The organism is Lysinibacillus sp. BPa_S21 (genome assembly GCF_023337795.1).
Taxonomy (GTDB): domain Bacteria; phylum Bacillota; class Bacilli; order Bacillales_A; family Planococcaceae; genus Lysinibacillus.
This window is the reverse complement of record NZ_JALIRS010000006.1, coordinates 82,199-107,636: the sequence shown is the minus strand read 5'-3', so window position 1 is coordinate 107,636 and position 25,438 is coordinate 82,199. Positions and strand designations below refer to the sequence as shown.

The following is a 25,438-nucleotide window of genomic DNA, read 5'->3' as shown; positions in this document are numbered from 1 at the left end:
ATATATTAGAAATTATAATTATGCGAATATATAATCAACTCATAAACAATATTTTCACTACAATAATATTGTAAATGGAGTTGATAAAGATATGTATACAATGACAGATCAAAAACAATGGAGAGGCCGTATAGATTCAACTACTAATGCGAGTAGTTTTCGTCTACATCAAAAAGTAAAAAGAATTCCTATAAATGATGTAAGCGTTTCAGATAATCAGCATGCCGGAATTGTTGGCTTTATTTGTGATGAAGGTGTACGTCGTAATCAAGGACGTTTAGGAGCAGCAAGTGCACCTAACGCACTGCGTGAAGCATTGTCTAGCTTACCTTGGACATTTGAAGAGGAACAACAAATTATTGATGTCGGTAACGTTCTTTGTCTAAACCATGCTCTAGAAGAAGCACAGCGTGAACTAGGCGGAATTGTCAAAACATTGCTAAATAAAAAAATACAATGTGTCATACTTGGCGGTGGACATGAAACACTATACGGACATTATTTAGGTGTTCGTGCTGCGTTACCTAAAGATGCGAAGCTTGGGATCGTCAATATCGACGCACATTTCGATTTACGACCATATGATGAGCAACCGTCGTCTGGCACAATGTTCCGTCAGATTTTAGAACAGGATCCACATACCGATTACTTTGTACTAGGCATACAACGTTTTGGCAATACAAAAGAGCTATTTGACAAAGCCGACGAATTGCATGTGAATTATGTGTTAGAAGAAAATATGACGCCAGAAAATAATGCGCACATCATGCAAGATCTTCAGCAATATATGGATGATCATGATTATATTCTCTTAACGCTTTGTACGGATGTGCTAAACGCTGCATTTGCACCGGGAGTTAGTGCCCCATCACCATTTGGACTCGATCCAAAAACAGTACGCACAATCATTCAAAAAGTAACTTCGCACCCAAATACACATTCTTTTGATATTTGTGAGGTCAATCCTTCACTGGATGAGAACGGACGCACAGTTAAATTAGGTGCTTATTTTGTTTATGAGGCACTTAATAACTTACTTAGGGGGCAAGGTTAATGATTGAATTTAATCAAATTACAACAGTATTTCTAGCAGTTGCGCTATTCGCATTGGGTAGCTGGCTTATCAATAAAATCAGTTTTTTAAAGCGTTTTTGTATTCCAGCACCCGTTGTCGGTGGCTTACTATTCGCCGCATTGGCAACTATTCTAAAGACCACTGACGTAGTAGAATTTTCACTTGATACGTCATTACAAAGCTTATTTATGATTACTTTCTTCACAACAATAGGTTTAGGGGCAAGCTTTAAACTTGTAAAGCTTGGTGGAAAATTATTAATTATTTATTGGTTGGCTTGTGGTTTCCTAGCATTAATGCAAAATGTAATCGGTGTATCACTTGCATCACTAATGGGCATTCATCCTTTAATCGGTATGATGGCTGGTGCAGTATCTATGGAAGGTGGCCATGGTGCCGCTGCAGCATTTGGACAAACGTTAGAAGACTTAGGTATTTCATCAGCTATGACAATCGGTGCAGCTGCGGCTACATGTGGTTTAGTTGCTGGTGGCTTAATCGGTGGTCCTATTGTTAAATATTTAGTGGGTAAATATAATTTAACGCCAGATGTACAAGAAACGGAGGAAGTTGATTTTGAAAATAGAAATGAACAAATTACTTCCGAATCATTCTTTACACAAGTATTATTCATTACATTTTGTATGGCTTTAGGTACTTACGTTGGAACATTATTCTCTGAAGCTACTGGCTTCGTACTACCTGGTTATGTAGGTGCAATGTTTGTAGCTGTACTAGTGCGCAATATTATGGATAAAGTAAAACCTGAAGCGATTAATATGAAAAGCATTTCTTTAATCGGCGATGTCACTTTAGGGATTTTCCTTTCAATGGCACTAATGAGTGTTAAACTATGGGAAATTGCTGATTTAGCACTTCCGCTATTCATCATTGTTTTCGCGCAAGTATTCTTCATTGTCGTATTCAGTATCTTTGTATTGTTTAAGTTACTTGGAAAAAATTACGATGCTGCCGTTATGGTTGCTGGTTTTGCTGGACATGGTTTAGGGGCAACGCCAAATGCGATGGCCAATATGTCAGCGGTTGTCCAACGTTTCGGTCCATCTCAAAAAGCATTTCTTGTCGTACCAATTGTAGGAGCATTTTTAATCGATGTATTCGGTATTCCAATTATCATTACGACTATTAATCTATTTAAATAATCAATGAGCCGTGCAATGTCTTAATATGGACATTTACACGGCTCATTTTATCAGTTATAGCTTATTGTAATATTTCACTAACGGTTACAAATTCGTAGCCTTGCTTTTTCAAGTATAGAATTACGTTTTCCAAACCATTTGCTGTCGTTTGATGAATATCGTGCATTAAAATAATGCTGCCATCTTTCACTGATTCTTTCACATACGTTAATATTTTATCAGCATTGCGATGCTTCCAATCTAATGTATCGATTGACCATAGAATAGAAGGCATCGTCATGACGGAACGAACTTTATCATTCGTTGCACCATATGGTGGACGGAAAACCGTTGGATATTGACCGATTGCTGCATAAATAGCATTGTTAGTTCGATCAACCTCTTGTTTAACAGTTGTTGTCGATAAAGCTGTTAATTTAGGATGGTTCCATGTATGATTGCCTATTTCATGGCCAGCCTCATAAACTTGTTTTACGACTGCTGAATTTTTAGAGGCATTTGGCCCAACCATAAAAAATGTAGCCTTTGCATCATATTTCTTTAAAGTCGCTAAAATTTGTGGCGTAACTTTTGCATTGGGCCCATCATCAAATGTTAAAGCCACACGCTTCTTTTGCCCTTTCGCTACCGGCACGCCTTTATTGTATACTTTATTACCGGCTATTTGAATATTTGCCAGCTCCGACACTTTAACATAGCCCTTTTGTTCGCCTGCTTCTACATAAGCCCAGCCTGCTACCGTTGTATATTGCTGAACTACTGTTTTATTGGCAAGTGTACCAAGAACCTCGCCACTTGGACTAGCTGTTAAATGAAGCTCAGCCCCTTTAGCAGCATTAACTCGTTTCTTTGTTGCAACAGGTTTCTTTAAAGAATTCGTTGCAACATAACCTGTTTGATAACCGTATTGGACAAATGACCAACCTCCAGGTGCAGAACCATATACAAAGATCATACTGTTTTCATAAAGCTGCCCCGCTTTTTGTGCACTTGGACTTGGATATGTAAATAAAGTTGTTCCACCTTTTTGTTTCACTACATATTTTTCAGATTTAACGCTTACTAATGCAGCCGTTTCAACATATCCCTCTAGCTGTTTTACTTTAATTCGAGTCCATTCTCCATTTACAGATGTAGCGGTTACATAACTACCCTTCGCTATTTGACCGATTACGGCACTTTCTACGGAAGGTTCTATATAAACTGCTGTGTCTTTGGCTACTGATTGAATTACGGGTGTACTCTTAGCATTTGCAGAAGCATTATCTACAAACACAAAACTGATTAAAAATGTCAAAATAATAGCATAGGGTAAAAATTTCTTCATTGTTCTACACCGCCTTTTCATAGATGTCTTTTTCGTATGTTTTTTCCATAAAAGTATAGGATTCGACTCTAATTATAGAACAATAGATTCTTCCAGGAAATAGTAGGAATCAACTAGTTTTTGTGAATAAAAATTTCTTTTCTAAAAAATCTTTCAACTTTCTTCATCAAAATTTCCCTGTGGTAGCGTAAGCAATAGATGATGAAAATCATTTATTATCATTTATTTATTGGGTGTAACACCTCCTACCTTAATGATTTAATCGATTGTATTCCCAAGCATGAATACCTGTTAGCTTTTGTCAAAGGCTCCGCGACGCCTTTTTAGGGTGCTTGTGGAGCGCACCCTAATATGAAGACGAATGAAACAATTAAAAAGTTAGAAATTTTTCATTTTTTTCCCTCCTAGAGCGCATCGTACGCTGTAAGGGCATCTTCAATATGAAATGGTGGTGTCCACGCCTGCCCATTCGCATTAGTCGTCACGAAAATATATTTTCTATCATCTTTTTCAATAATCGAGGCTAAGCATAGGCCCGCTTCAGGTGTGTAGCCCGTTTTTCCTCCCAATATTGTCCCTTCCCCTCCTGGTATTTTCGTTAAAAGTGAGCTTGTGATTGTTAATTCATTAGGTACATGGGTACTATAGCTTTTTGAAGTCAAAATTTGATAAAAGGTAGGATTTTCAATAGCATAACGAAAGAGCTTACTAATATCGCGGACACTAGAGACATGAGCGGGATCATGTAATCCGCTGGCATTGACAAAATGAGTATCGTTCAACCCTAATTCATGCGCTTTATTATTCATTAATGTCACAAATGCTTCTTCGCTACCTGCCATCGCTTCCGTCAGTGTTCCTGTAGCATCCGCTCCAGAAGCAAGCAGTGTGCCATATAATAAATCCTCTATCGTCACAAAATCTCCTGCCTTAAAGCCCGCCATGGAAGCATTTTGAGCAGTAAATTTTGAAATTGTTTGTGGTTTAACAATTGTTTGCTTTTGCAGATCAGTAGTCATTTCAATGGCAACAATTGCTGTCATAATTTTAGTTAATGACGCAGGAAAAATAATGTCGTCTGCATTTTTTTCGTATAATACATCTCCTTTTTCATTCAGCAACAGTGCATTTTTACTATGCAACGAAGGTAGCTCTATTTGCGTTTGGTCCGTTGTTGTGTGATTTGTGTAATAATAAAAAAATGTGGCTGCACATATAAAACAAAATAAGACAAATTTTTTCATAAAAAAAACGCCCCCCACACATTATAATAGGAGGCATTTATGAATATTCCTGTAGGTAATTTATGAAGAAAATCTTAAGGCTGATTTTTTATTAATAAAAATCATCGAAATCCGAACAAATTCTCGATATGGTTTTATTCGCTAATTTAAAAAATACATCCTGAGATACTTCTAACTTCAGTGCATCTTCCTTTTTTAAATCTGCATATACTCCCCGTAAAATACGACCTGTTAGACCATGTGAAATCGCAATAACTTTCGGAATCTGTTGAATGTCTTTTAGCCAAGCACTTAATCTGTTCACCACTGAGTCATAAGCTTCTCCATTAGGCGCATTAAAATACCAGTTATAGACGTCTGTGTTATGGAAAAGATTAGGCCAGGAACTTTCAATTTCCTTCGTGGTTAACCCAGCCCACTGTCCTACAGCAACCTCGGTTAAACGATTATCTTTTTCAACATTCTTCAAATCATATCCAATTGTTTCACAAATTATCTCAGTGCTTTGCATGGCTCTTCCTAATGGACTCGAAAAAATTTTCCATTCATTAGGATTTCCAATTAAACTTTTTAGCAATAGAGCATTTTGTTGTACTTGATGTACACCCACTTCTGTTAATGGAGAATCAAGCTCTCCTTGGTATCGTCCTTGTGTATTAAATTCCGTTTCACCATGACGTAGTAAGTAAATCGTTTGATTCATTAGTGTTTCCCCCTATTATTTCTCCCTTACTGTCACTCATTTTAAAACACTAGTAATATATAGACAAATCCAAAAAACAAACATAATGGACTGTAGATCCAAGTATCATATTTAGCAAACTGTGAATGTTTTATTTTTTTAAAAAATCCAACATAATTAAAATCACCAATCGCTCGAATAGTAAAAATTATAGCACAGACAATACTTCCGATTTTAGATAGACTATTTGCTTGAAAGCTCTGCAAATAATCACCTTGAACAATGATAATAAAACTAGCAAATAGAATAAGAGTGGCTACAAATAATGTTCCCCATTTTCTCGGAGTAAAAGCAGGTGTATGTTCTCCCTCTCTTACTGGAAGAACAGCGGTAGAACCCCATCGACCTCCAAAAGCCCAATACATATGCAAAAAACCGATAAACCACAAAAACCCTACAGCTAATAATGGTAAAATTGATCTCATATAGTTCCCTCCAATGTTGTAACCGCAAAACATACGATATCGTATGTTACAGTAAAAATTTTGCCCCTTCAGGTTTTATAACCATATTAGGGACGTTTATATCATGTAATTAATTTTGCCTAGGCATAATTCCGTAACATCCTCCGGCGTCTTTACATTTGGTTAACCGCAGAAAGAAGTTAAAAGCTCAACCATTTTATCAATATCAAAATTAGGATTTTCTTCAAACCTTGTCATCCATCCCACATACGTTAAATAGGCAAGTCTCGCTCTATCTATCGATTCAGCATTGTTTATGCCTTTTTTTTGATACAATTTCGCAACACAAGAAATTCTTTGTTCTTCAATATCCACTAAGCGCGCTGCAACAACAGGATCATATTTGGCCCAAGTATAAATACCAATCTCCATTTTTTTATCTCGATTAAAACTAATTTGTAATAGCTGTTCTAAGGAGGCCTCCTGTTGCTCCATACTTTGAACAATCAACTTTGTGGCATGTACTTCCCAATAGTCGAGCATTGAATCTAACAGCTCTTGATGGTCACGAAAATAGTGATAAAAGCTCCCTTTACTTATTTTTAGTAATCTAGCAAGTGCTTCGATCCGAACTTTATGTATTCCTTCATCTGCTAATTGTTGCAATCCTGCCTTTATCCAATCTTCTCTCGTTAATTGCATGTCATCTCTCCAATAAGATACGGTATCGTATGTTTTTGTGTTAGATTACTACTACTTTCATTTTTTGTCAATTTTTCAATCTGCTTTTTTAGGAACTTTAATGTTATTGCTGATCGTTACATTTATAGTCATTACTCTTGGTAAAATACATGCCCCTACTAATATAATAGCTAAAAGTTTTTTCATCTTTAATCTCCTTTTTTCATTTTATTGATTCTATTTATTCTTAGGTCCACAGCTGAGGCCAGGTTTTATAAATCCCTGGCCTCATTGCATCCGGAATCGGCTATAAAGTTAAAATGTGTTATCAAATAGACTTTCTGCTATGCCTAGTAAAATATCTTTCTCTGTAAACTCCATTAATTCGTCTCTTGTAATGTCTTGCTGTTGAATTAGACGGTTGGATTGAATAGTCACGAGCTTTTCAAATAAGTTTCGGATATAACGACCGTTCGAAAAGTTCGGAATGGATTCGACTGGAATTTGATGCAATTGCTCCTTCATATGGTGTGCAAAGATTTCACCATATTGATAATCATTATTTTTACAAAGCATGGCAAAAATATCATATAGCTCATCCTTGCTAAAATTATCAAACTGTACAAAATGATTAAAACGGGATTTAAAACCTGGATTGGCCAGCAAAAATTCCTCCATGAGCTCTGTATAACCAGCAACGATAATAACTAAATCATCGCGTAAATCCTCCATCGCCTTTAAGAGGCTATCAATCGCTTCTTTCCCAAATGCATCCTGTTTATCATTGATTAGTGAATAGGCTTCGTCTATAAAAAGTACGCCACCCTTTGCTTTATTCACAACTTCTTGAACTTTCAAAGCCGTCTGGCCAACATATCCTGCTACTAAGCCTGCTCGATCAGTTTCTACAAAATGGCCACTCGAGAGTACACCTAGGTGCTTATATATTTGGCCTATGATACGCGCCACTGTTGTTTTTCCTGTACCTGGATTTCCAGAGAATACAAGATGATAGGTGATTGGGAAGCTGGTTAAGCCATGATCAACACGTAAGCTTTGAATTTTAATGAAATTGATCAGATTATGTAATTCCTTCTTGGCATTCGGAAGTCCTACAAGTCCATCAAGCTGCTTCTGTAATTTTTCAATCTCTCGCTCTATTTCTGGTGTAATTCGTAAACGTTCACCGTTAATAAATTCACCGCTATAAATAATTTTTCCTTCTTCATTATAATAATCTCCTCGACCGTGCTTTTCTCCATTTACAAGTTCCCCTATATAAGAAGCCTGTCCATTTGCGTAATAAAGCGTACCCTGTCCTGTCATAGCATCCTCTTTAAATTGACCGTCCGATAGTAGCACACCTTGTCTGGAATAATTCTTACCTTTCCCATGCTTCATATCCTCAAAGAAATAACCCTCATACTGAAGCGTTGTTACACCATTTGCAAGCTCCTTAGCACTTGGAGACTCTGGCGCATAGTAAAGCTTTCCTGCACCTTGCATATGATTCCATATAAAATCACCTTCATATTGTAAAAAACCACTTGGATAGTATTGTTTTCCCTTGCCCTTCTTCATACCATGAACAAAATCACCCTCATATTGTGGCTGATTTAAATGCGGATACTGTGCACGAAGCTCTTCAAATGGAGCAATTCCACCTTCCTCATAATATAAGATTCCGTAACCTTCCATTAAATCATTACGAAAGTGCCCCTCATAATATACGTGACCATCCTTATATAAAATACCATTCCCTTGTTTTTTATTTTGAATAAATTCGCCCTTATAAATCATTTGTCCTTTTAGATACATGACGCCGTTCCCTTGCTTCATATGATTGACGAATTCTCCCTCGAATAACAGCTCACCTTCTTGGTCAAATAATGTACCTTTTCCATCATAAATGTCATGACCAAAGTCATTTTTCTTTACACCGCCGCGATACATCAATGTTCCATCTGGATAAAATATCTCTTTTTCTTCATGATTATGTGTCATATGATTGTCATCCTTTATCAATTCAGTATATGCCCAATTATAGCGCGCAGAAATATACATATGTAAGAATTTTTTGAATTTAAAAGTTAAAGGGTTTTATTAAATTGATTCTTAAACATAAAAAAATCCGCTTCGATAGAATTCTTTGCGGATTTTTTACTTTTTATTTTAAGATAGCTTTCGCCTTTATATTATATAGCGATAATTTTGCTGCATCGATTGAATCGTGTCAATGATCTCTTCTCTTAGCTCAATTGGTTCTAGCACTTCAATATTTGCTCCTTGGCTTAGTAGCCACATTTTAATACCATGTCCAAAAACTTCTGCTTCAAATAAATACTGTCGATCCCTTTTTGATACTATTTTTGCTGTTGGTAAGCGATCTAACACGGCTTGCGGGGCTGTTCCTTTAAAGATAAATTTGATCCGCATCAGTTCACCAGCATGCATAAACTGAATGCGTTTACGAAATTCCCCTTCTTGAAAACGCTTGGTATATGGTATTTGAAACTTTTTATCGAGCTCTTGAAAATGTTGTATACGGTCGACTCGATAGACAATGGGTAAATCCTTTTCTTGCTTATTATCATATGCTATTAAATAAAAGTAGTATTCTGAGAAAATGACGGCGAGAGGTTTCAAAATCTTTTCTGTAGGAATTATTTCACCTTCACATAAATAATCAATCTTAATAATTTTCTTTTTTTGAATCGCCTCTGAAAGAGCCCAAATTAAATGCAATAGAGACTTTTTATGATTTAAATCTACGTACAAATATTTTTCGTTTAAAATAATTTTATGAATGAATTCCTGCTTATCGGCCGCAACAATCGAAATAAGCTTATCTATAATATCGCTCATTTCTGATTTTAGCAGCGCCCTTGACTCGATAAGAATTTTAACAATCGCTAAAACTTGCTCCTTCGTTAAAATTCTTTCTCCTGTATTCGTCAGCCTGTACACTTTTTCTTTCCGTACATATTCTAAATGGCAATCCAATTTTGCTTTTTCTAGATACGCTCGAATTTCATTCAAATCCCGTTGTATGGTTTTTTCACCAACATTATGTGTAAATGCTTCTTGCTTTTTATTAATCCCTTGACCATCCATTAGTCTGTCAAACATTGAAATGACTCGATAGCCTTTGTTTTGTTGTGAATCTACCATATATCCCACTCTCTCTTCATATTTACTTGATTATTATACAAAATAAGGTGGACATTAGTAGTCCTTTTAACTACAAAATTTCTTTACTATTGATATAATTGGCATATACTAATTATCAACAAAACACTATGAACAGACTATACTTTTGTAATAATTCACTTTATTTTTACAATTAATTCCGTATGAGCGGATAAAAAAGACCTCAATCTTAGTGATTGAAGTCCTTTATTATTATGTCAATGAAATTACAAATGTCAGTTACTTTTCGGCAAAGCGAGGGGTTGATTTCCGTTCCGACTGAGCGCTTTGTAGCTGGCGCTTCGCTTTCGCTACAGATACGAAACTTCAGTAAAATGAGTATTTATGCAAAAATGTGTAGCCTAGACGAAAATTACTCTCATTTAAATCACATTCACAAAATTTCATTGACCATTCTCAAAAATTTTGTTGCTTGAAGTCTTTAGTGGATTATTCCCTTACTCTTACCGCTGTTCCGTATGCTAATACCTCTGATGTACCATCCATGACTGAGGAAGTAGAAAACCTTACTCCAACAATAGCATTTGCCCCTAATCGTCTTGCCTCTTCCTCCATATCTTGCGTGGCAACTTCTCGGGAGCGAACGAGCATTTCTGCATACTCCTTCATCTCTCCACCAACAATATTACGAAGTCCCGCCATCATATCGCGACCAATATTTCTTGATTGTACGGAGTTACCTTTTACTAAGCCAAGTGTTTCTACAATTTCTTTTCCAACCAAATTATCTGTTGTTGAAAGTAACATATAAAATTCCTCCTATTTTTTATATTTTTGAACGGCTTGGACAGCTTCAGCGATGGAAGTTGTGATTACGCCCGTACGCTTAATTAAGCCAATAACAAATAAATTACGATAAACAAACTGATTTTCAATTCCGTCCCGCACAAGTGCTTCAATTTTCATCATATTGTCCCGACCTTGTTGACGAACATCTGTAAAGACACCTATGATTGGTCGATTCAGCATTGCAAAAGCACCAATTTCTGCTGCTACACCTGAATCAATCTCTACACCGTCTAAAACAGCTACTAAGACATCACTATTTTGCAGCATCTCTAAGTCTGCTTGTGCAATCGCCAAACTATCTGCATAGGCTGTTTTGTCATTGATCGCGTCATTTTCCTGTGGGACATATAATTCGATTCCAGGTACCGCCTCTCTTATTGATGCAGCGAGCTGCTCATTGACTAAACGATCTCCTAAAGAAAATAATCCATTTGCTAAGTATGCCTTCATCATAAAACTCCTATTCCAACGTTTTTTCAAACACTATTTTATGTCGATTTTTCTTATCCACAAAAGTGGAAACAATATCAAATCCGTGTTTAAGATTTGTGATGAGCATTGCTTTTCGCTCATTTCTACCATATGTACGAACTTTTTTAAATCCAAGTGCCTGTAGATGTTCATGCTGTCGCCTCATTAATTGACTGGCGATTCCTTGACCACGTTGCTTTTCACAGACACCGCCTAACCAACTGTAAAAAACGCCATCAGGATGTGTATAGCCTAGTTTAAAGCCTATGATATCTTCATTTTCTACAGCTAATAAACAAATGAGTCCTTCTTTACTTTCAAGTTTTTCTAGTGGTAAATTCGCCCCATCAAATACATGTGCATGAATTTCCTGTAATTGCTTCAACCAATCATATGGTACGCCTTCAATTACGACGATATGCATTTTTATCACCCCTATCTCTACAATCATTCATTATAGCAGAAAAGATTGGTCTATAATGGTTTGGTTTCTGGTAAAAGTTTTAATCAAAAGTAAAGAGATTTTATACCGATCTTCCTACAGTGCTAAATGTTTATCCTATCGAACAGGCGAAATGATCTGCTCGGAGTTTTTGGATAAATAAAGAATATTGCTAAATAATTTGAGATACCAGGGCAGTTTCTCAAGCTAAAATAAAGAACAACGCAGTTTATCGAAGTAATCTTATTCTAAAGAGATTTTACTTTACTGTAAGACAACGTTTTTCCATCAGCACTTATTTTATAATCTGCATTGTTAAAAAGGGTGATTGTTTCGATATCGTCTTTAGAAATACTTTTACTTGTTGAATTGGTTGCTTTATAAAGTAAATGATATGACTCCTTGTAAACTGTAACGTCCAATATTACTGTGTCATGGTACTATTTTCCTTTGAATGATGGGTCTGAAATAGGCATTAGGCTTGTCGAACCCAACATCATAAATAGCAATATTGACATCGAAAAACATTGTCACTAAAAAAATGCTAAAAGAAAGTATCCTATTTTTAAAATATAACGTTGAAGCAAAAAAGCATATAAAGCCCATTATGATATCTGTAGACCATGCTAGATCCCCAAGTTCGATTCCAATGTTCTTGAAAGGGTGACAAAATCGAATGCTTTAGTTAGGACAACCATTGTGATTCTTATTATTAGGTAAAGAAGTGACAGGATTAAGAAATATAGACAAATTATCTCCTTCAAAGTAGACACTATGATTTTCAACTTCCTACCTCCAAGTGATCATTATTGAAGTTAATGGATAAGTCGGGTCGTAACCTGTCATCCATCAAGACATTGACAACCGCCAAGTATCGTCCGTTTAGCGTATCATTTCTAATCTAGAGTTGCAGCTGTAAAGATAAAGGCACGACTATCTGCATTTAAAATTTGTAGCCCTTCACTAGTTTCAACTAATGGTATCTCCCAATGAACATGACCACAGCAGACCAAAAGTTCTGCTGCATTCTGTAATTCATTCCAAATAAGTGGATTTCCATGCAGACCTTGAGGGCAAATTTCTGGACTTTCATGAAGTAGCAGAATGTCGGGAGCTTGCCTTAAAATACCTCTAAGTTTTTCCAAATAATCGACTTCTCTCATACGATTCGGTTTGTCCACCCTCCCGATGATTCCTCCGAGTCCTGCTACTGCAAGGTTTGCGTGCATTATCGCCCCGCCATCAGAGAAATAATAAATACCTGAGGTAGAATCCAATTCAGTTTGTTCCTTATTCGTCAATAGGTCGTGATTTCCTGAGATGCCTGTGACAAATCCAAAATGACTCTGAAAAGCTCTCCATACAGGCAAAGGATTACCGCTTGCCCCTCTTTTCGTTAGATCAGTGTATAAATCTCCGCATAAACACACCATTACCTTGGCAGGGTCCACATCTGGTAAATGGATTTGAAACAACAGGGAAAGCACCTCCGCAAGTTCCTCCCCCAATAACTTCGGAATTTCTTCTGCCTGCTTGTGTTTATGACCCGAGATTCCTTGTAAATCAGAAGCAACAATTAGCGCATCCAACTCCTCCGGTAATCCAAGCACCTCTCCCCAATATATAGGAAGCCACTCATAGGAAATACCCGCTCCTTTTGATGCTGCAGTTATGTATGGTAATTTCTCTAAAGGCTCTTTGGCAATATCAACGATTTTCAATGCTCTTTTTGTATGATTCTTCATTTAGGACACCCCCTTCAAAATAATACTTCTGCTTTTTCATGTGAGTAGCTATCTTTACCTCCCCATGTTGCTATTGACTAAAATCGGTTCCCCTTCATCTCACAATTCAATTTCAACCTTGAAGGCTTTTGACCTTTTTCAAATAACCATAGGCTTCCTTCAATGGTAGATTTAACTTGCCAGCAATTTCTTTAATCATCATTCCACACTTACTCATTTCCGACACTTGTTTGATTAAATGAGCCTCCATGCCTTGAGCCGCTTGAAAAGCAGGGTCTAATAAAGACTCCCATAAATCTTTATCTGCGTATTCATCTGCTGACACAATCCTTGCCATTACTTGTTCAAGCTCCATACAAGTTATTTTCCAAGTCGATTGATTATCATTTTTCTGAGCAATAAGTTCTATAAATTGCTGTATCGCTATTTGAAAATGTAAAACTGAACTAGCTAGATAACGTCCTGCATGCCAATCCCCCATGCCATGCATGAGAACAGCTACTGGTTGCCCAGGCTCGGCTGTCTCTATAATAATCGGATCGCCAGTCAGTTTTCTATGCCCAATAACAAGCCAATCAGCTTGCCATGAACCTTTATCATCATTAATAAGAGAGTTACCCTCAAGATCCATGCTATATCCTAACTGCTCACGCTCTAAAAGTACTGGATTAAATATTTCAACATCTACCCACTCTTCAGCCATCTCACTTATAGTCTTCAATTGTTTTAACTGCCCGTGAAGTTCAGCATCTACCCTCATACGCATAAATCTCCTACATTCAATAAATTCTTTTACTCATTTACAATCTCTTCTCTTGCTTCTGTACTAAATTTCACAATTTAATCCATTGATTTTCTTCGTTAGCTTTTCTGCTAATCTTCTCCAACATATTTTCCACGAGGAGTCCGACAATTCTTCCTCATCCTGCTCCAACCAATAATCGCCTTCCATTAGCTCATACATGTCAAGTAGAGTAATCTCCGCACATGCCTGATTTTCAAGAGCTGCAAACATTGGCTCCGGTCCATCATCCCAGTTATAGCCATTTACAATAGCGTGCAAAATCACCGAAGACGACAGCACTCTAATCATGCTGCACATCTTATCTTGAGATTCTTCATATAAAATATTGTCTACTTCACGTTGTTCTTCTGCATTTAAAGTAAGTCGGATAGCCCCTTTAGTCTTCAACAACAAATCAGCGATGGCATTGTTCATTCTTGCTGCATTCCAAGCTGTCGCTAAAATACCTTTAGGGGAATTCAACTCCACTTCATATTCAAGTAGTAGCTTAATCATTTCCACTTGCTTGAACTTGACCGCTTTTTTTAGGACCGTATCTCCTAACTTATCCTCAGCCTCTAAATCTACGTTTCTCTCTAGGAGAAGCTTAATACCTTCAACTGGCATTCGATTCGTTACAAAAAGCATTATCGGCGTTCTTCCTCTAGAATCGCGTTCATTTGGGTTAAGCTGGTTCACGGCCACCCGTACCACCTCTATATCCTTAAATTTACTAACTTCTGCCCAATCCATTCATATCCTCCTATAATTAAACCTATCTTATTCCATTAAATAAAAAATCCCCCACTTTAAAAACGAACCCAAAGTACATCATTTGGATATACTGTTCGTTTTAGTGGGAGACGATATCTTATCATCCGATTGTTTCCACAACGTTTCCTTGCTGATCTTTAATATACGTTTTTGCAATTTGGATGGAAAGCCCCGGTATAGAGGATACTTCAAACTCTTGTTCTTGCGGTAGCAAGCTTTGATTCAGTTCCATAACGGCCTTGTCATTTAAAGTGATGGTTACATCCGCTTCCTCCACGTTATACCCACATTGTTCAGCTGGCTCAAATACAATTCGTATTTCTCGACCAACTAGCGTCAGGCTTTTCCCTTTTAATATCCGTCCGCGTAATAGTTTGCCGATTATTTCCGCTTGCTTTGCCCCCAGCGTCAACTTATTAGACTCTTTGCTGAACCACCCCTTTTTCCCTTGTTCCCAAGTCAATTGGTCCACGAACAAATAGCCAGTATTAGAGCCTTCTTCCGCCATTCCTTTCTCTACCACTTCGGCAATGGATGGAGTTTGTAAAAGAGATGTACGAGACAAATCAGTAACATAGCTAGGGATATACTCAAGACCTGCATTTAGCACCCCAATAGTATTCCAAGTTTGCATCGCCTCAAGCTCGTCGCCTGTAATCCCTACCATTTGAATAAACTCCAATTGTCCATTTGGTGTATCAATAGCAGGCAATTCAGGATCTAATGTAAATGCCAGCGCCGTTAAACGTGTGTCGGCTCCTTGGCAGATTGGACCATTCGCATCCAAATAATCACCTGATCTGAAAACATTGCCACTATTAAACACATATCTGCCCATGTTTTGTAGCAAGTTTAACGCCCATGCTGGTGGCTCCTCCTCATCTTCACTTCGAACAAGACGAAATGATAACTCAAACCCATATCCGCTGTAGTCAGCGTCCTCTGATTCTTTTTCATATAACTCAGAAAATCCATAAGTGACAAAATGCCAGTGTGGAACTGGTGTCTCACTTTTATAGGCACTAATTCCTTCAAGCGGATCTTCGCCCCCTAATAAATAAGGAATAACGGTTCCATAATGCTTTGGCTCCTGATCTCCGTAAACTTTTAACAGTTCCTGATCAATCGCATCCCAGCCAGTTGTATTTAATTCCTCACTCATCTATAACGCCCCCTATGTATTTTTTCAACTTCTTTATTTGCAGTTTGCACACCCGCCGATAAGTAACTCAAACCTGCCTTCACCTCTCCATCTAAAGTGGTGGGAGACTTCTGTAGCTGCCGCTTTGCTTTCGCTACACAAAACATCTGTAGCTGACGCTTTGCTTTCGAACGTCAGATTCTACTTTAAAGTATATAATATACTCCAAAGAGAATAATACCCAACTTGACTACCTTTAATTTTAAAACAGAATAGTTTTATATTCATTATTCGGTGATGGACATCGAGTAAATTATCGAGACTTAAGTATCATATACAATGTCATTCTGTATGAACATCAACCTAGAAAGACCGTAAAGTACTAAGCCTTGGAGGATATCTAGATAGATAGCGAGGGATCAATTATGCCTTGGCATAATTGATCCCGGAATTGGCTCTAACTTCTTTCAGCAGGTGTTTGAGTACCCGCTGAAAGAAGTTAACAATAATTAGAATGATTCGAGGTTTCTCCCTAACCGTATAACATTGCTGGTGATCGAACACTTTGTAAATAGTCTGCTAACTTTCCAGCATATACTTTTTCTAAATATGGTAATTGTCCGATACAATGAGGTGTCATTAATGCTGGGTTTTGATAAACTTTCAGCCCCCCAACCTTTAAAAGCGTCGCCACAAATTGCGAGCAAAAGTAAGCACGCTCTCTTCGAACCTCCCTTTGCATCATAACGCCAAAGAGTCCAATAAAATTATATTTATAGCGATCACGATTCCAATACATATAACGTACGATTTTCATCATTTCTAAGTATTGATAGTGAGATATTTTACAACGATAAATGACACAATCAGCTGTTTCAAATAGCCCTCTGTCTGCATCTTCTTGCAAAAAGCCTCCACTTAAAGGATTGTTTAGCTGTCTACGTCCAAAGCTATACATTTCAAAGAGCTCCTCATCAAAAGCAATGGACGCATGGTTCATCTCTTTTCCAGTATACATGCCTATTGCTTTTGATAATAATGTACCTGTTTTTGTTAATACTATGTAAATGGTGTATGCCATTTCCTCACCTACTTCAATATTCTTTCCTACTATCAATACGTTTCAAATATTCAAACGGTTTCAATTATTTCCTTTTTCTATAAGTATATATAACGAAGTTAATTTTTTTCTTAGCAAAAAGTGAAGATTTTCTAAATTTTGCTTTTAGAGTTTATTAAGCCACCTTTATTTATATGTCTTAAATTGTATTCTTATGTGTGTCACTGAGTACTTGGGTATATGTATGTACGAGAGGATATGATGTTAAGTGCGATTGTGGAAAAGTATGATGAAAGTTTGAGAGTTATTTTTTACTAGATAACAGAAGAAAGAATAAAGCAGATAACTAATAATGGTCTGCACCCCAATTGATAGTCACAATTGAGGTGCAATTCCCATACTATCCATGTTTTAACCTAAGTTTTCATGCTTGTTATACTTTAATTCTTCACCGTTTCCTGACAATTATTTTGATATATACTTATTGCTTCTTTTAAAAATATCTGCTCCTGTTCTGTAAAAGGATTTGGAAATTTGAATGTTTCTGTAAATGGCAGCTTTTTTTCAACTAAATCTAAATTTCCTTTCAAGGTTTCATTCATAAGATGTAGTAGTGTTCTAACTGTTTCTTGAGCTTCTTTTGAAGAAGGTATAGCGTTTGTATACGTTAAATGTTTAATTTCCGATAAAACTTTAGTCCATTTTCTATCTAAATCGATTTCCTCAGATTTATTTATACTAAATAATTCATCAGTTATATCTTTTGAAAAGTGTTCTTTAAACCATGTTTTGGTGTTTTCAGCAAACATTAATTTTTGTAGCATGGCACAAAATATCTCGATATTAATGATTTCCTCATATTTCACTGTTTCAATAAGATGGTTTAAATCAGATAATATATTGTTGATTTCAAGTTTTTTTGCTTCAAACAACTTTTTTTGATCGTTTAAAGATTTTAAGATAATTTCACCTTTAATCTTGTTTTTTTGCATCATGTCTTTAATTTCCTTTAGAGACAAGCCTAGAAACTGTAATGACTTAATGTTTTGTAAAGTAGATAGGTCCTCTGCAGTATATAGTCTATGTCCACCCTCTGTATAATCACTTGGTTTCAGTAGGTCTATACTGTCATAATAGCGTAGTGTTCTAATACTTACGCCAGACTTTTGTACAAGTTCACCTATCGTAAATATACCTTTCCCCACATTATTCTCTCCTTAATGATTGACTTTAAAGTAACGTATAACGGGATAAGAAAACTTTTTTCCATTTAAAGTATAAATTGCAGCAATTAAAATTAGGATTGTTTCAAGAATAATAAGGGCAAAAGAAACCATTGAAACTGCGCTCCATTTTTTAGAAATAAAAGTTAATAACAAAAAAAACGGGAAGAAAGTAAAGTGAAGGTTCATCCCTTCTTTTGCATGGTCAGCAAAATAATTATTCTTATTCCTCGATACTAAGTATACCAATATTGGTAAAATAAAGGTTAATAATAGTGAGAACAGATGCATTAAACTTGCCAATCCTCTATTTAATAAACTCTCTTTTTTCATTGTGCTGTTCCTCCAATAGCTTTTTTTGATTGTTACCTTTTGAATTGAGTAACTAAATTCATCATAAAAGGTGACGCTACTAGAGATTCAAGGACAAATTTATTGAATAATTTCATATGTAATTACCGTTGTACTTTTGTTACAAAAAAATTTGTGGCATGAAGTTCAATCGATTGGTAAAAACCTACATTTAAAACCTCTACCTCTACTACAAATTCAGCAGTATTCTTACTTCTGGTTACATTATTCATTATTATTCTACATCTCTAAAATAATGGTTTTTGAAATCCATTAAGATGAGCTATAAGTGCAATTTGTCCGATATGATAAGTTTCATGCATATATACATGATTAAATACCCAGTTCAACGTTGGTTCTGAAGGAGGTTTCCATCCATCATTAAAGTTTGGTACGTCAATTAATGTATTTAGCTCAGATAGGCTTATCGAGTGTAAAATTTCATCAGTATAATGCCTTATCTGAATATAACCATCCAATATTTCCTTGGCTGAATTTTTTTCGTTTAGGTTTAACATACATGTATTTTTCATGGCAATTTCATTTATCCAATAATCCTCACTACTTGCAATATGAGCAATATTCCAAGCAAGTGTGTTTGGATAAGTATCGGATTGTATAAACCAAAATTTTTCATCTAGCGATTTTAAATAAGGAATTAGCGTTTTTCTAGCGTCATTTCTATACGGATAAAGCATTATAAACTCCCCTTCTTCCATCTTGGTTCAAATTACTTCTTTTGTGATTGACATCCCAAAAGTTATTTAATATCTTTATGCGCCAATATTGCTGCTGTTATTTTTAGTTTTCACAATAATATGATATAATCTTGTTACTGACTAACCTAAGTAAATGAGCTGTAGCGATACCGTACGCTACAGCTTTTTTGTCATTTTATTATCACTTTCCAAGTATTCCTCGGCTAGTTGCGGATTTTTGTAAATAGCCATACCCGTTTTCAATTTTTTAAAGCCAATCTTTTCATAAAAAGGTTCATTTCCTGTTGTTACAATTAACTGAATACAAGAAACATCCTCTAATTGCTGAATGATGTCCTCTAAAAGCGTTCTGGCAATGCCTCTTCCTTGATAGTCTTTATGTACGACAACATCATAAATTGCAGCATTAAAGACACCATCTGAAAGTGCCCTCGCAAAACCTATTATTTGATGATCTTTTACTGCGAAAACTTGATGCGTACTTGCATTGAAAACTTTTTTTATGATCTGTTCGTCATGTTTCATCCACCCTACTGATTGATAAACTTCTTTTAACATCGTTAGCTCGTTTTCCTCGACTTCATATTTCAGTAAAACCATTTTTCATTCCTCCCAATTTATTTGTCATTTCCTTAAATTTATTCTTGTTGCTGACTATATTTCACTATCTACATAGCATTTATATACCAAGCCTCTAGTCTACATAATATTTTTATTTAATATTAGCTTTTTTGCTTTGATTTTTTTAAATAACTCTGATAATGTTGCTCCTCAGATAAAAGCCGTAAGAGACTGTTTTAAGCTATGACGTTAATTCAGATTAGAATTCTACAATTAATAAAAAAATTCACCCTTTACTAAATCGCATTCTGTAGTATTCTTATATTATAACAAATTTAAAAATTCAGAAACTTTAAGCGAAAACACCTTACGGATGGAATAATAATAGTTTAGCAAGGAGTTTATAAGATGAGAGATATTAGAGTTTATCATGTAGATGCATTTACAACAGAAAAATTTGGCGGTAATACTGCTGGCGTCGTGCCAGATGCTGATACATTATCCGAAGTTGAGATGCAAAATATCGCAAAAGAATTAAATTTACCGGAAACCGTATTTATACTATCTTCCAATAATGAAGAGATAGATTATAAAGTAAGATATTTCACTCCTACTGAAGAAGTCAACTTTTGCGGACATGCAACTGTTGGATTAACATGGCTTTTGGCTACTGAGTTTAGTCTTGCTGAGAAAAAGGAAGGTATAGTGCTAGAAACGAATATCGGTAGAGTACCGGTTGTATGGCATAAGGAAAACGGAAAAGTTATTAATGTGGAAATGACCCAAGTAACACCAAAAACACAAGATATCAATATTGATATGGAAGAGCTTAGTCGACTGATCGGCGTCCATCCCGAAAGCATTGATTTAACTTACCCAATCAAACTAGCGAATACTGGAGTCTGGCATTTACTCGTTCCAATAAAAGATCAAATCGATATCGACAATGCAACACCTGACTTAACGGCGTTAGGGAAACATAATAAAGAGCATAATATCAGCACGACTCATCTTTATACGTTTACTAACTTGCAAGAAAATAAATTATATACAAGAGATTTTGCACCAGGGATTGGTATACCAGAGGATCCTGTAACTGGTGCAGCAAATGGTGCATTAGCAGGCTTCCTCCATTTAGAAGGCATTATTCCTCAAGGTGAAATCACCTATCTTACAATCGCTCAAGGCAATGCGATAGGAAGACCTGGAACTCTTTATGTGACTGTTATTCCAAACGAATCAGAACCAGTCATCAAAGTTGCAGGAGCCGCTACCGTCACAATTCGAGGGATCTTAACTATCTAAACATTATAAATATAAATTTTCAAAAATCACTCGTCATGTTATGAGTGATTTTTTCTCTGATGGCACCAGAAGGGATTGGAGCCTAAACATATGATTTTTATTGACAATCATATGTTTAAAGAAAGTATGAAATGGTACGGATTACATACTCTTCTGTATATTCTAATTGGGTTCTTTAAATTTTCTCTATGTAGTTTACATAATATTTTTATCCAATCAATCAGCGGAGCTCATGTGCTTCCGCTCCGTATATCTACAAAAGAAAAGCACTAGAAATCAACGTCAAAAATTGATTTCTAGTGCTTTTTAGGGTTCTAGGCAGTTTTGTCTCAGCCTCTTGGTGAGTTTATCACCTAACTTTTCTAATTTATCACCCAACTTTTTAAATTTATCACCTAACTTTTCTAAGTTATCATCCAACTTTTTAAATTTATCACCTAACTTTTTTAATTTATCGCCTAACTTTTTAAATTTATCACCTAACTTTAATATAATGCTCTTTTCTTGTATTAAATAAAAAACGGCTGCTTAAGCAGCCGCACTTCCTTTATTTGTCCTTGATTAAATCTGAAATTAAGATACCGTTTATTTTCAATCCAGTAATGTCACAATCAGTAATCTCAACATTTGATAAATCGCAATTTCTTAATTGCCCATTAGAAAGGTTACAGTTTTGAAAACTTACTGGTTTATATTGCCCATCAGGATGATAATTTCCGTCCCCCTCCATAGGAAGAACCACATTATGAAACTCTGTTCCAAACAGATGGACGTGGTCAATAATACCGTGGCTAAAGTTTGCGTCCGAGATTTTAATTCCACTCATATTAACATCATTCAAAGTCATTTCACTCATATTTACGTTATTAATTTTCGTTTTTGCCAAGCTGACATTATCAATATCAAGCTCCTCAGCTCTAACCTCCTGCCACTTAGACCCTGATATATCCGCCTTTTGCAAATCCAACTTTTCCACCCTTAAGCTCATTCTCATATCCCCCTATTCATTAGAACCTATGCATAATTATTCTGAAATTAAACCGTATGCAGAAACTTTCCTAATTTTTAAGGATACGAGCATTGAGACAATGTAGGCTAAAATAAGAATGCCGACACATAACATTAGAATAATCGGTAAATGGACGATAAAATCTAAACGTTTCACCCCTGCACTTGAAAGTAATACAGAAAGCATAGGGTTCGTATAAAAATATCCTAGTACACCACCAATGGCCACTCCCGTAATAATCACGGGCACAAAGCTGATGGAAATTTGATGCATCAATTGAATGGTTGAGTAGCCTATTGCTTTCATTACGCCAAACTCTTTCTTACGCTTAATAATCATCGTTTTGATGATCAGATACAGAATCATTACAACAACGAGAACGGTAATTGTCAGAACCATTATCATAACTGCAAACACTGCAGCTGTATACATACCTGTTTGGCTCTCTATAATTTTATCTATGTCTAACGTCTCTACTATATTATCTCCGTACTGTTCTTGAACGTCTTCAATAAAGTGTTGATTTGATAGTCCATCTAGATATACATAAAGGGTCGTGCCCTTATAATCCGACTGTAATTGCTGAATGCCATCCATCGTTAATGAGGTTATTTGTCCTAAATTACCGATCGATTGGCTGAGGCCTGTTACTAGAAAACTAGCTGTTTTAGTCCCATATTCTACTTCAACTGTATCGCCAATGCCTTTATTAATTTGATTTGATACAACCCAGGAGATGGCTATTTCATTATCATATTTTGGCTGACGACCTTCGTAAACAATATTATTTTCTAACTGATTATAATTTTTCGTAACATACGTATCTACCGTTTGATGATCAATTTTTGTTGTAATTTTATCAAAAATAGTGACCTTATTTACTTGGTCCATTTGTTTAATGTTACTCAAAAGTTCTGTTGTATCAGCATCTGGCCTAACCGTTATCATCACATTTGCCGGTTCTGCGCCAAATAGGTTAATAAATGCGGTTTTGTCTGAAGCAATGTTGTAAAAAAGCACCACTGAAAAAACGGATGCAAATGTTAATGCGATCATAATTAACAGTATCATGATGTTTTGTTTTACATTTGACAGCATCGATTTAATAGCAAGTAAAAAATGAAGCCCACCTCCCGTATTCTCCAATGGAAAATAATTTTTTCTAAAACTGTGCGTTTGAATGCCTCCTCGAAGTGCCATAATAGGTTGAATTTTTCGAACATGGAAGGCAGAAATTAATGCAACAATGACAACACAAAAAGCAATAATGAATATATTGACTACATTAATCGTCATATTGAATCCCTGATACCATATTAATCCAGATAAAGATGAAATAATGCTCCCTATGATAGGCATAAGACAATATGACAATGCAACCCCTACAATACTTGCACTAAAAGCAATTAAAACAAACTGTAAAATAATTGACGATAGAATTTGTCTACTTGTATAACCAATTGCTTTCAGTACGCCTATATTCGTCATGTCGTCTTCAATGCTATTTGATATACGAAACTTAATGACAATCAGTGAAACAAGCACGATAATGGCTGCAAAAGCTACTAATATCATAGCGATGATGTTAATGGTTAATGTGCTTACACTTTTCACCTTTTCAATATCTAACGCCCCAATAGATGAAGTCGCTTCTGTTGATTGAGGAAACTCCTTACTAAAATCATTTAGTAACTTTGTAGATTGTGTTTTGTCTTCCATCACTGCAGATATGATCAATCCTTTGTCTACTTCATTAGCTAACGTTTGATAAGCCCTGGCTGGTAGCATGAATTCCATGATTCCAATGTTACTCGTACCCATCATTGTTGTTTCAAAGAATCCAGCAATTCGATATTTATAGTGCTTGTTTTGATAGGTGATGGTAAAGTCTTCACCTAACTCATAACCACCATTTGTTTTAAGTATGTAAGGAATAAAAATATCATTAGCACTTGCAGTGTTTAGTTTTTCAACCAACTTCAACGCCCCGATATTACGATGACTATCTGCATTAAAAATAGCGATACGATTAGCTAATACACTATCACCAAAATTAAATTTGGCAATGTCCATATTAATAATTTCTTCTGTTTCTGACTCTGTCACCCCAGGATATTTCGTTATAAATTCTCCATAGCTTGAATTATAACTTGGATAATCCATCACAATTATTGCGTGAGGATCTTTTAATTGTTCAACTTTACTATCAAAAAATGTATTGATTTGAGTAATGACCATTAGACCTATATTCAGTAGTAGCGCAGCCACTAAAATAAATGTAAATAAGGAAGCTGTTGCAGATTTACTTTTCCTAATATTTGCAAGGGCTAAATTCATGATTTTCACCTTACCACCCCATTTCTGCAAGGAAAGCCCCGAGCTTTTCATGACGCTCGACATGCTCTTTCTCACTGAACGCGCCTAACTGCAAGTCACCGCAAATTACGCCATCTCGCAAATATAAAATTCGATTTCCCCGCAATGCTGTTTTCATATCATGCGTGACCATGACGATGCTTTGCCCATTTCGATTTACATCTGTTAAAACATCTAACACACTATCACTAGATGCAGAGTTTAATGCACCAGTTGGTTCATCGGCAAAAAGTATTCTCGGATTGTTAATTAATGCTCGAACAATTCCAACTCGTTGAGCCTCCCCACCAGAAAGCTGTGTCGGAAATTTAGACCATGCGTTTTCATGAATCCCTACTTGTTTTAATAGTTCTTTCGCTTTTTTTACGAGTTCACGCTTATTTTTATTTACTAAAAGACCACTTGCCAGTACATTATCGAGTACGCTCATATTATCCAGTAAATAAATTTGTTGAAATACAAAGCCACAATTATTCCTTCTAAATATCGCTAGCTGGTCATTGTTTAATTTAGCTAAATTTTTACCAGCAAAATCGATTTCGCCTAATGTCGGTTTATCCATTCCACTCATTGCGTAAAGTAGAGTGGACTTCCCAGACCCTGAACTACCCATTATGATTGTAAAATCCCCTTCTATTAAACTGATATCTAGATTTTTCAATACATGCTGTTGAATTCCACCGCTGGAAAAGGTTTTACACAACTTCTCCGTTTTGATAATTGTCTTTGTCATGTTGTTTAGCACTCTCCCTTTATTAAGCTCATGTTTGAATTTGCAAATCAAAGAAAAAAGACCGTAATGAAGATTACAGTCTTATCATACAAAATGAATTCTTATGAAA

At 35.9% G+C, this 25,438-nt stretch carries 26 protein-coding genes; 3 read left to right on the top strand and 23 right to left on the bottom strand.

All coding sequences use genetic code 11. The annotated features are described in order from the left end of the window. Positions 1 to 91: 91 nt before the first annotated feature. Positions 92 to 1,054, top strand: a complete 963-nt coding sequence (hutG, locus tag MOK21_RS13645; protein WP_249074544.1) for a formimidoylglutamase — start codon at positions 92 to 94, stop codon at positions 1,052 to 1,054. After that, positions 1,054 to 2,238 carry a sodium/glutamate symporter gene (gene gltS, locus MOK21_RS13640; RefSeq protein WP_249074543.1) on the top strand — a complete coding sequence of 395 codons (1,185 nt, stop codon included), beginning with the start codon at positions 1,054 to 1,056 and terminating at the stop codon, positions 2,236 to 2,238. The genes hutG and gltS overlap by 1 nt, the downstream gene beginning before the upstream one ends. Before the next feature lie 61 nt (positions 2,239 to 2,299). On the opposite strand, the gene MOK21_RS13635 is transcribed toward gltS, so the two are convergent. From MOK21_RS13635 to MOK21_RS13545, 19 genes are all read right to left on the bottom strand, one after another. After that, the gene (locus tag MOK21_RS13635; RefSeq protein WP_249074542.1) at positions 2,300 to 3,565 is read right to left on the bottom strand and encodes a polysaccharide deacetylase family protein; all 1,266 of its coding nucleotides are present in this window, start codon (positions 3,563 to 3,565) and stop codon (positions 2,300 to 2,302) included. Positions 3,566 to 3,969: 404 nt separating this feature from the next. Then, entirely contained in the window at positions 3,970 to 4,809 is an 840-nt protein-coding gene (locus MOK21_RS13630; RefSeq protein WP_249074541.1) for a D-alanyl-D-alanine carboxypeptidase family protein, read from the bottom strand. Between the two features lie 91 nt (positions 4,810 to 4,900). Then, positions 4,901 to 5,512, bottom strand: coding sequence for a histidine phosphatase family protein (locus MOK21_RS13625; protein WP_249074540.1), 612 nt, complete (start codon positions 5,510 to 5,512; stop codon positions 4,901 to 4,903). 41 nt (positions 5,513 to 5,553) lie between these two features. After that, positions 5,554 to 5,976, bottom strand: coding sequence for a DUF3995 domain-containing protein (locus MOK21_RS13620; RefSeq protein ID WP_249074539.1), 423 nt, complete (start codon positions 5,974 to 5,976; stop codon positions 5,554 to 5,556). 162 nt (positions 5,977 to 6,138) lie between these two features. Further along, positions 6,139 to 6,657 (bottom strand): TetR/AcrR family transcriptional regulator, encoded by a 519-nt coding sequence (locus MOK21_RS13615; protein WP_249074538.1) that lies wholly within the window; start codon positions 6,655 to 6,657, stop codon positions 6,139 to 6,141. A gap of 294 nt (positions 6,658 to 6,951) precedes the next feature. Beyond that, positions 6,952 to 8,640, bottom strand: a complete 1,689-nt coding sequence (locus MOK21_RS13610; RefSeq protein ID WP_249074537.1) for an AAA family ATPase — start codon at positions 8,638 to 8,640, stop codon at positions 6,952 to 6,954. Between the two features lie 186 nt (positions 8,641 to 8,826). Then, a complete protein-coding gene (locus MOK21_RS13605) occupies positions 8,827 to 9,807 on the bottom strand; it encodes a helix-turn-helix transcriptional regulator (protein ID WP_249074536.1) in 981 nt (326 codons plus the stop codon). Positions 9,808 to 10,275: 468 nt separating this feature from the next. Further along, entirely contained in the window at positions 10,276 to 10,593 is a 318-nt protein-coding gene (locus MOK21_RS13600) for a YbjQ family protein (protein WP_249074535.1), read from the bottom strand. Positions 10,594 to 10,605: 12 nt separating this feature from the next. Then, on the bottom strand, positions 10,606 to 11,085 hold the full coding sequence (locus MOK21_RS13595; RefSeq protein WP_249074534.1) for a nucleoside 2-deoxyribosyltransferase: 480 nt from the start codon (positions 11,083 to 11,085) through the stop codon (positions 10,606 to 10,608). Between the two features lie 10 nt (positions 11,086 to 11,095). Then, entirely contained in the window at positions 11,096 to 11,530 is a 435-nt protein-coding gene (locus MOK21_RS13590) for a GNAT family N-acetyltransferase (RefSeq protein ID WP_249074533.1), read from the bottom strand. A gap of 914 nt (positions 11,531 to 12,444) precedes the next feature. Beyond that, positions 12,445 to 13,293, bottom strand: coding sequence for a metallophosphoesterase family protein (locus tag MOK21_RS13585; RefSeq protein WP_249074532.1), 849 nt, complete (start codon positions 13,291 to 13,293; stop codon positions 12,445 to 12,447). 112 nt (positions 13,294 to 13,405) lie between these two features. Further along, positions 13,406 to 14,053 carry a hypothetical protein gene (locus MOK21_RS13580; RefSeq protein ID WP_249074531.1) on the bottom strand — a complete coding sequence of 216 codons (648 nt, stop codon included), beginning with the start codon at positions 14,051 to 14,053 and terminating at the stop codon, positions 13,406 to 13,408. Positions 14,054 to 14,119: 66 nt separating this feature from the next. Next, positions 14,120 to 14,830, bottom strand: a complete 711-nt coding sequence (locus tag MOK21_RS13575; RefSeq protein WP_249074530.1) for a DUF4274 domain-containing protein — start codon at positions 14,828 to 14,830, stop codon at positions 14,120 to 14,122. Between the two features lie 121 nt (positions 14,831 to 14,951). Then, positions 14,952 to 16,013, bottom strand: coding sequence for a suppressor of fused domain protein (locus MOK21_RS13570; protein WP_249074529.1), 1,062 nt, complete (start codon positions 16,011 to 16,013; stop codon positions 14,952 to 14,954). Positions 16,014 to 16,524: 511 nt separating this feature from the next. Then, positions 16,525 to 17,073 carry a hypothetical protein gene (locus MOK21_RS13565; protein ID WP_249074528.1) on the bottom strand — a complete coding sequence of 183 codons (549 nt, stop codon included), beginning with the start codon at positions 17,071 to 17,073 and terminating at the stop codon, positions 16,525 to 16,527. A 419-nt stretch (positions 17,074 to 17,492) separates the two neighbouring features. Then, positions 17,493 to 18,257 (bottom strand): MerR family transcriptional regulator, encoded by a 765-nt coding sequence (locus MOK21_RS13560; protein WP_249074527.1) that lies wholly within the window; start codon positions 18,255 to 18,257, stop codon positions 17,493 to 17,495. 12 nt (positions 18,258 to 18,269) lie between these two features. Then, the gene (locus MOK21_RS13555) at positions 18,270 to 18,608 is read right to left on the bottom strand and encodes a magnetosome magnetite crystal formation protein family (protein WP_249074526.1); all 339 of its coding nucleotides are present in this window, start codon (positions 18,606 to 18,608) and stop codon (positions 18,270 to 18,272) included. A 266-nt stretch (positions 18,609 to 18,874) separates the two neighbouring features. After that, on the bottom strand, positions 18,875 to 19,324 hold the full coding sequence (locus MOK21_RS13550) for a DinB family protein (protein ID WP_249074525.1): 450 nt from the start codon (positions 19,322 to 19,324) through the stop codon (positions 18,875 to 18,877). Between the two features lie 177 nt (positions 19,325 to 19,501). Beyond that, entirely contained in the window at positions 19,502 to 19,945 is a 444-nt protein-coding gene (locus tag MOK21_RS13545) for a GNAT family N-acetyltransferase (protein ID WP_249074524.1), read from the bottom strand. 369 nt (positions 19,946 to 20,314) lie between these two features. On the opposite strand from MOK21_RS13545, the gene MOK21_RS13540 reads away from it, so the two are divergent. Then, positions 20,315 to 21,211, top strand: a complete 897-nt coding sequence (locus tag MOK21_RS13540; protein WP_249074523.1) for a PhzF family phenazine biosynthesis protein — start codon at positions 20,315 to 20,317, stop codon at positions 21,209 to 21,211. Between the two features lie 306 nt (positions 21,212 to 21,517). Here the strand turns inward: MOK21_RS13540 and MOK21_RS24000 are convergent, their stop codons facing one another. From MOK21_RS24000 to MOK21_RS13525, 4 genes are read right to left on the bottom strand one after another with little or no spacing between them, the layout of a single operon-like run. Further along, the gene (locus MOK21_RS24000; protein WP_374110177.1) at positions 21,518 to 21,703 is read right to left on the bottom strand and encodes a hypothetical protein; all 186 of its coding nucleotides are present in this window, start codon (positions 21,701 to 21,703) and stop codon (positions 21,518 to 21,520) included. A gap of 55 nt (positions 21,704 to 21,758) precedes the next feature. Beyond that, positions 21,759 to 22,199: a pentapeptide repeat-containing protein gene (locus MOK21_RS13535; RefSeq protein ID WP_249074522.1), complete on the bottom strand. Its 441-nt coding sequence runs from the start codon at positions 22,197 to 22,199 to the stop codon at positions 21,759 to 21,761. A gap of 36 nt (positions 22,200 to 22,235) precedes the next feature. After that, positions 22,236 to 24,557: an ABC transporter permease gene (locus MOK21_RS13530; RefSeq protein ID WP_249074722.1), complete on the bottom strand. Its 2,322-nt coding sequence runs from the start codon at positions 24,555 to 24,557 to the stop codon at positions 22,236 to 22,238. A 10-nt stretch (positions 24,558 to 24,567) separates the two neighbouring features. Continuing rightward, complete coding sequence (locus tag MOK21_RS13525) at positions 24,568 to 25,329, bottom strand: ABC transporter ATP-binding protein (protein WP_249074521.1); 762 nt, start codon at positions 25,327 to 25,329, stop codon at positions 24,568 to 24,570. Between the last annotated feature and the right edge of the window lie 109 nt (positions 25,330 to 25,438).

Coding starts and splice junctions, on each gene's coding strand:
- MOK21_RS13600 (WP_249074535.1), bottom strand. CDS start 10,593: ATGTTACTTTCAACAACAGATAATTTGGTTGGAAAAGAAATTGTAGAA.
- MOK21_RS13605 (WP_249074536.1), bottom strand. CDS start 9,807: ATGGTAGATTCACAACAAAACAAAGGCTATCGAGTCATTTCAATGTTT.
- MOK21_RS13570 (WP_249074529.1), bottom strand. CDS start 16,013: ATGAGTGAGGAATTAAATACAACTGGCTGGGATGCGATTGATCAGGAA.
- MOK21_RS13610 (WP_249074537.1), bottom strand. CDS start 8,640: ATGACACATAATCATGAAGAAAAAGAGATATTTTATCCAGATGGAACA.
- MOK21_RS13615 (WP_249074538.1), bottom strand. CDS start 6,657: ATGCAATTAACGAGAGAAGATTGGATAAAGGCAGGATTGCAACAATTA.
- MOK21_RS13530 (WP_249074722.1), bottom strand. CDS start 24,557: ATGAATTTAGCCCTTGCAAATATTAGGAAAAGTAAATCTGCAACAGCT.
- MOK21_RS13535 (WP_249074522.1), bottom strand. CDS start 22,199: ATGAGCTTAAGGGTGGAAAAGTTGGATTTGCAAAAGGCGGATATATCA.
- hutG (WP_249074544.1), top strand. CDS start 92: ATGTATACAATGACAGATCAAAAACAATGGAGAGGCCGTATAGATTCA.
- MOK21_RS13590 (WP_249074533.1), bottom strand. CDS start 11,530: ATGCATATCGTCGTAATTGAAGGCGTACCATATGATTGGTTGAAGCAA.
- MOK21_RS13580 (WP_249074531.1), bottom strand. CDS start 14,053: ATGAGGGTAGATGCTGAACTTCACGGGCAGTTAAAACAATTGAAGACT.
- MOK21_RS13555 (WP_249074526.1), bottom strand. CDS start 18,608: ATGAAAAAAGAGAGTTTATTAAATAGAGGATTGGCAAGTTTAATGCAT.
- MOK21_RS13585 (WP_249074532.1), bottom strand. CDS start 13,293: ATGAAGAATCATACAAAAAGAGCATTGAAAATCGTTGATATTGCCAAA.
- MOK21_RS13550 (WP_249074525.1), bottom strand. CDS start 19,324: ATGCTTTATCCGTATAGAAATGACGCTAGAAAAACGCTAATTCCTTAT.
- MOK21_RS13575 (WP_249074530.1), bottom strand. CDS start 14,830: ATGGATTGGGCAGAAGTTAGTAAATTTAAGGATATAGAGGTGGTACGG.
- MOK21_RS13540 (WP_249074523.1), top strand. CDS start 20,315: ATGAGAGATATTAGAGTTTATCATGTAGATGCATTTACAACAGAAAAA.
- MOK21_RS13545 (WP_249074524.1), bottom strand. CDS start 19,945: ATGGTTTTACTGAAATATGAAGTCGAGGAAAACGAGCTAACGATGTTA.
- MOK21_RS13620 (WP_249074539.1), bottom strand. CDS start 5,976: ATGAGATCAATTTTACCATTATTAGCTGTAGGGTTTTTGTGGTTTATC.
- MOK21_RS13525 (WP_249074521.1), bottom strand. CDS start 25,329: ATGACAAAGACAATTATCAAAACGGAGAAGTTGTGTAAAACCTTTTCC.
- gltS (WP_249074543.1), top strand. CDS start 1,054: ATGATTGAATTTAATCAAATTACAACAGTATTTCTAGCAGTTGCGCTA.
- MOK21_RS13595 (WP_249074534.1), bottom strand. CDS start 11,085: ATGAAGGCATACTTAGCAAATGGATTATTTTCTTTAGGAGATCGTTTA.
- MOK21_RS13635 (WP_249074542.1), bottom strand. CDS start 3,565: ATGAAGAAATTTTTACCCTATGCTATTATTTTGACATTTTTAATCAGT.
- MOK21_RS13630 (WP_249074541.1), bottom strand. CDS start 4,809: ATGAAAAAATTTGTCTTATTTTGTTTTATATGTGCAGCCACATTTTTT.
- MOK21_RS13565 (WP_249074528.1), bottom strand. CDS start 17,073: ATGGCATACACCATTTACATAGTATTAACAAAAACAGGTACATTATTA.
- MOK21_RS13625 (WP_249074540.1), bottom strand. CDS start 5,512: ATGAATCAAACGATTTACTTACTACGTCATGGTGAAACGGAATTTAAT.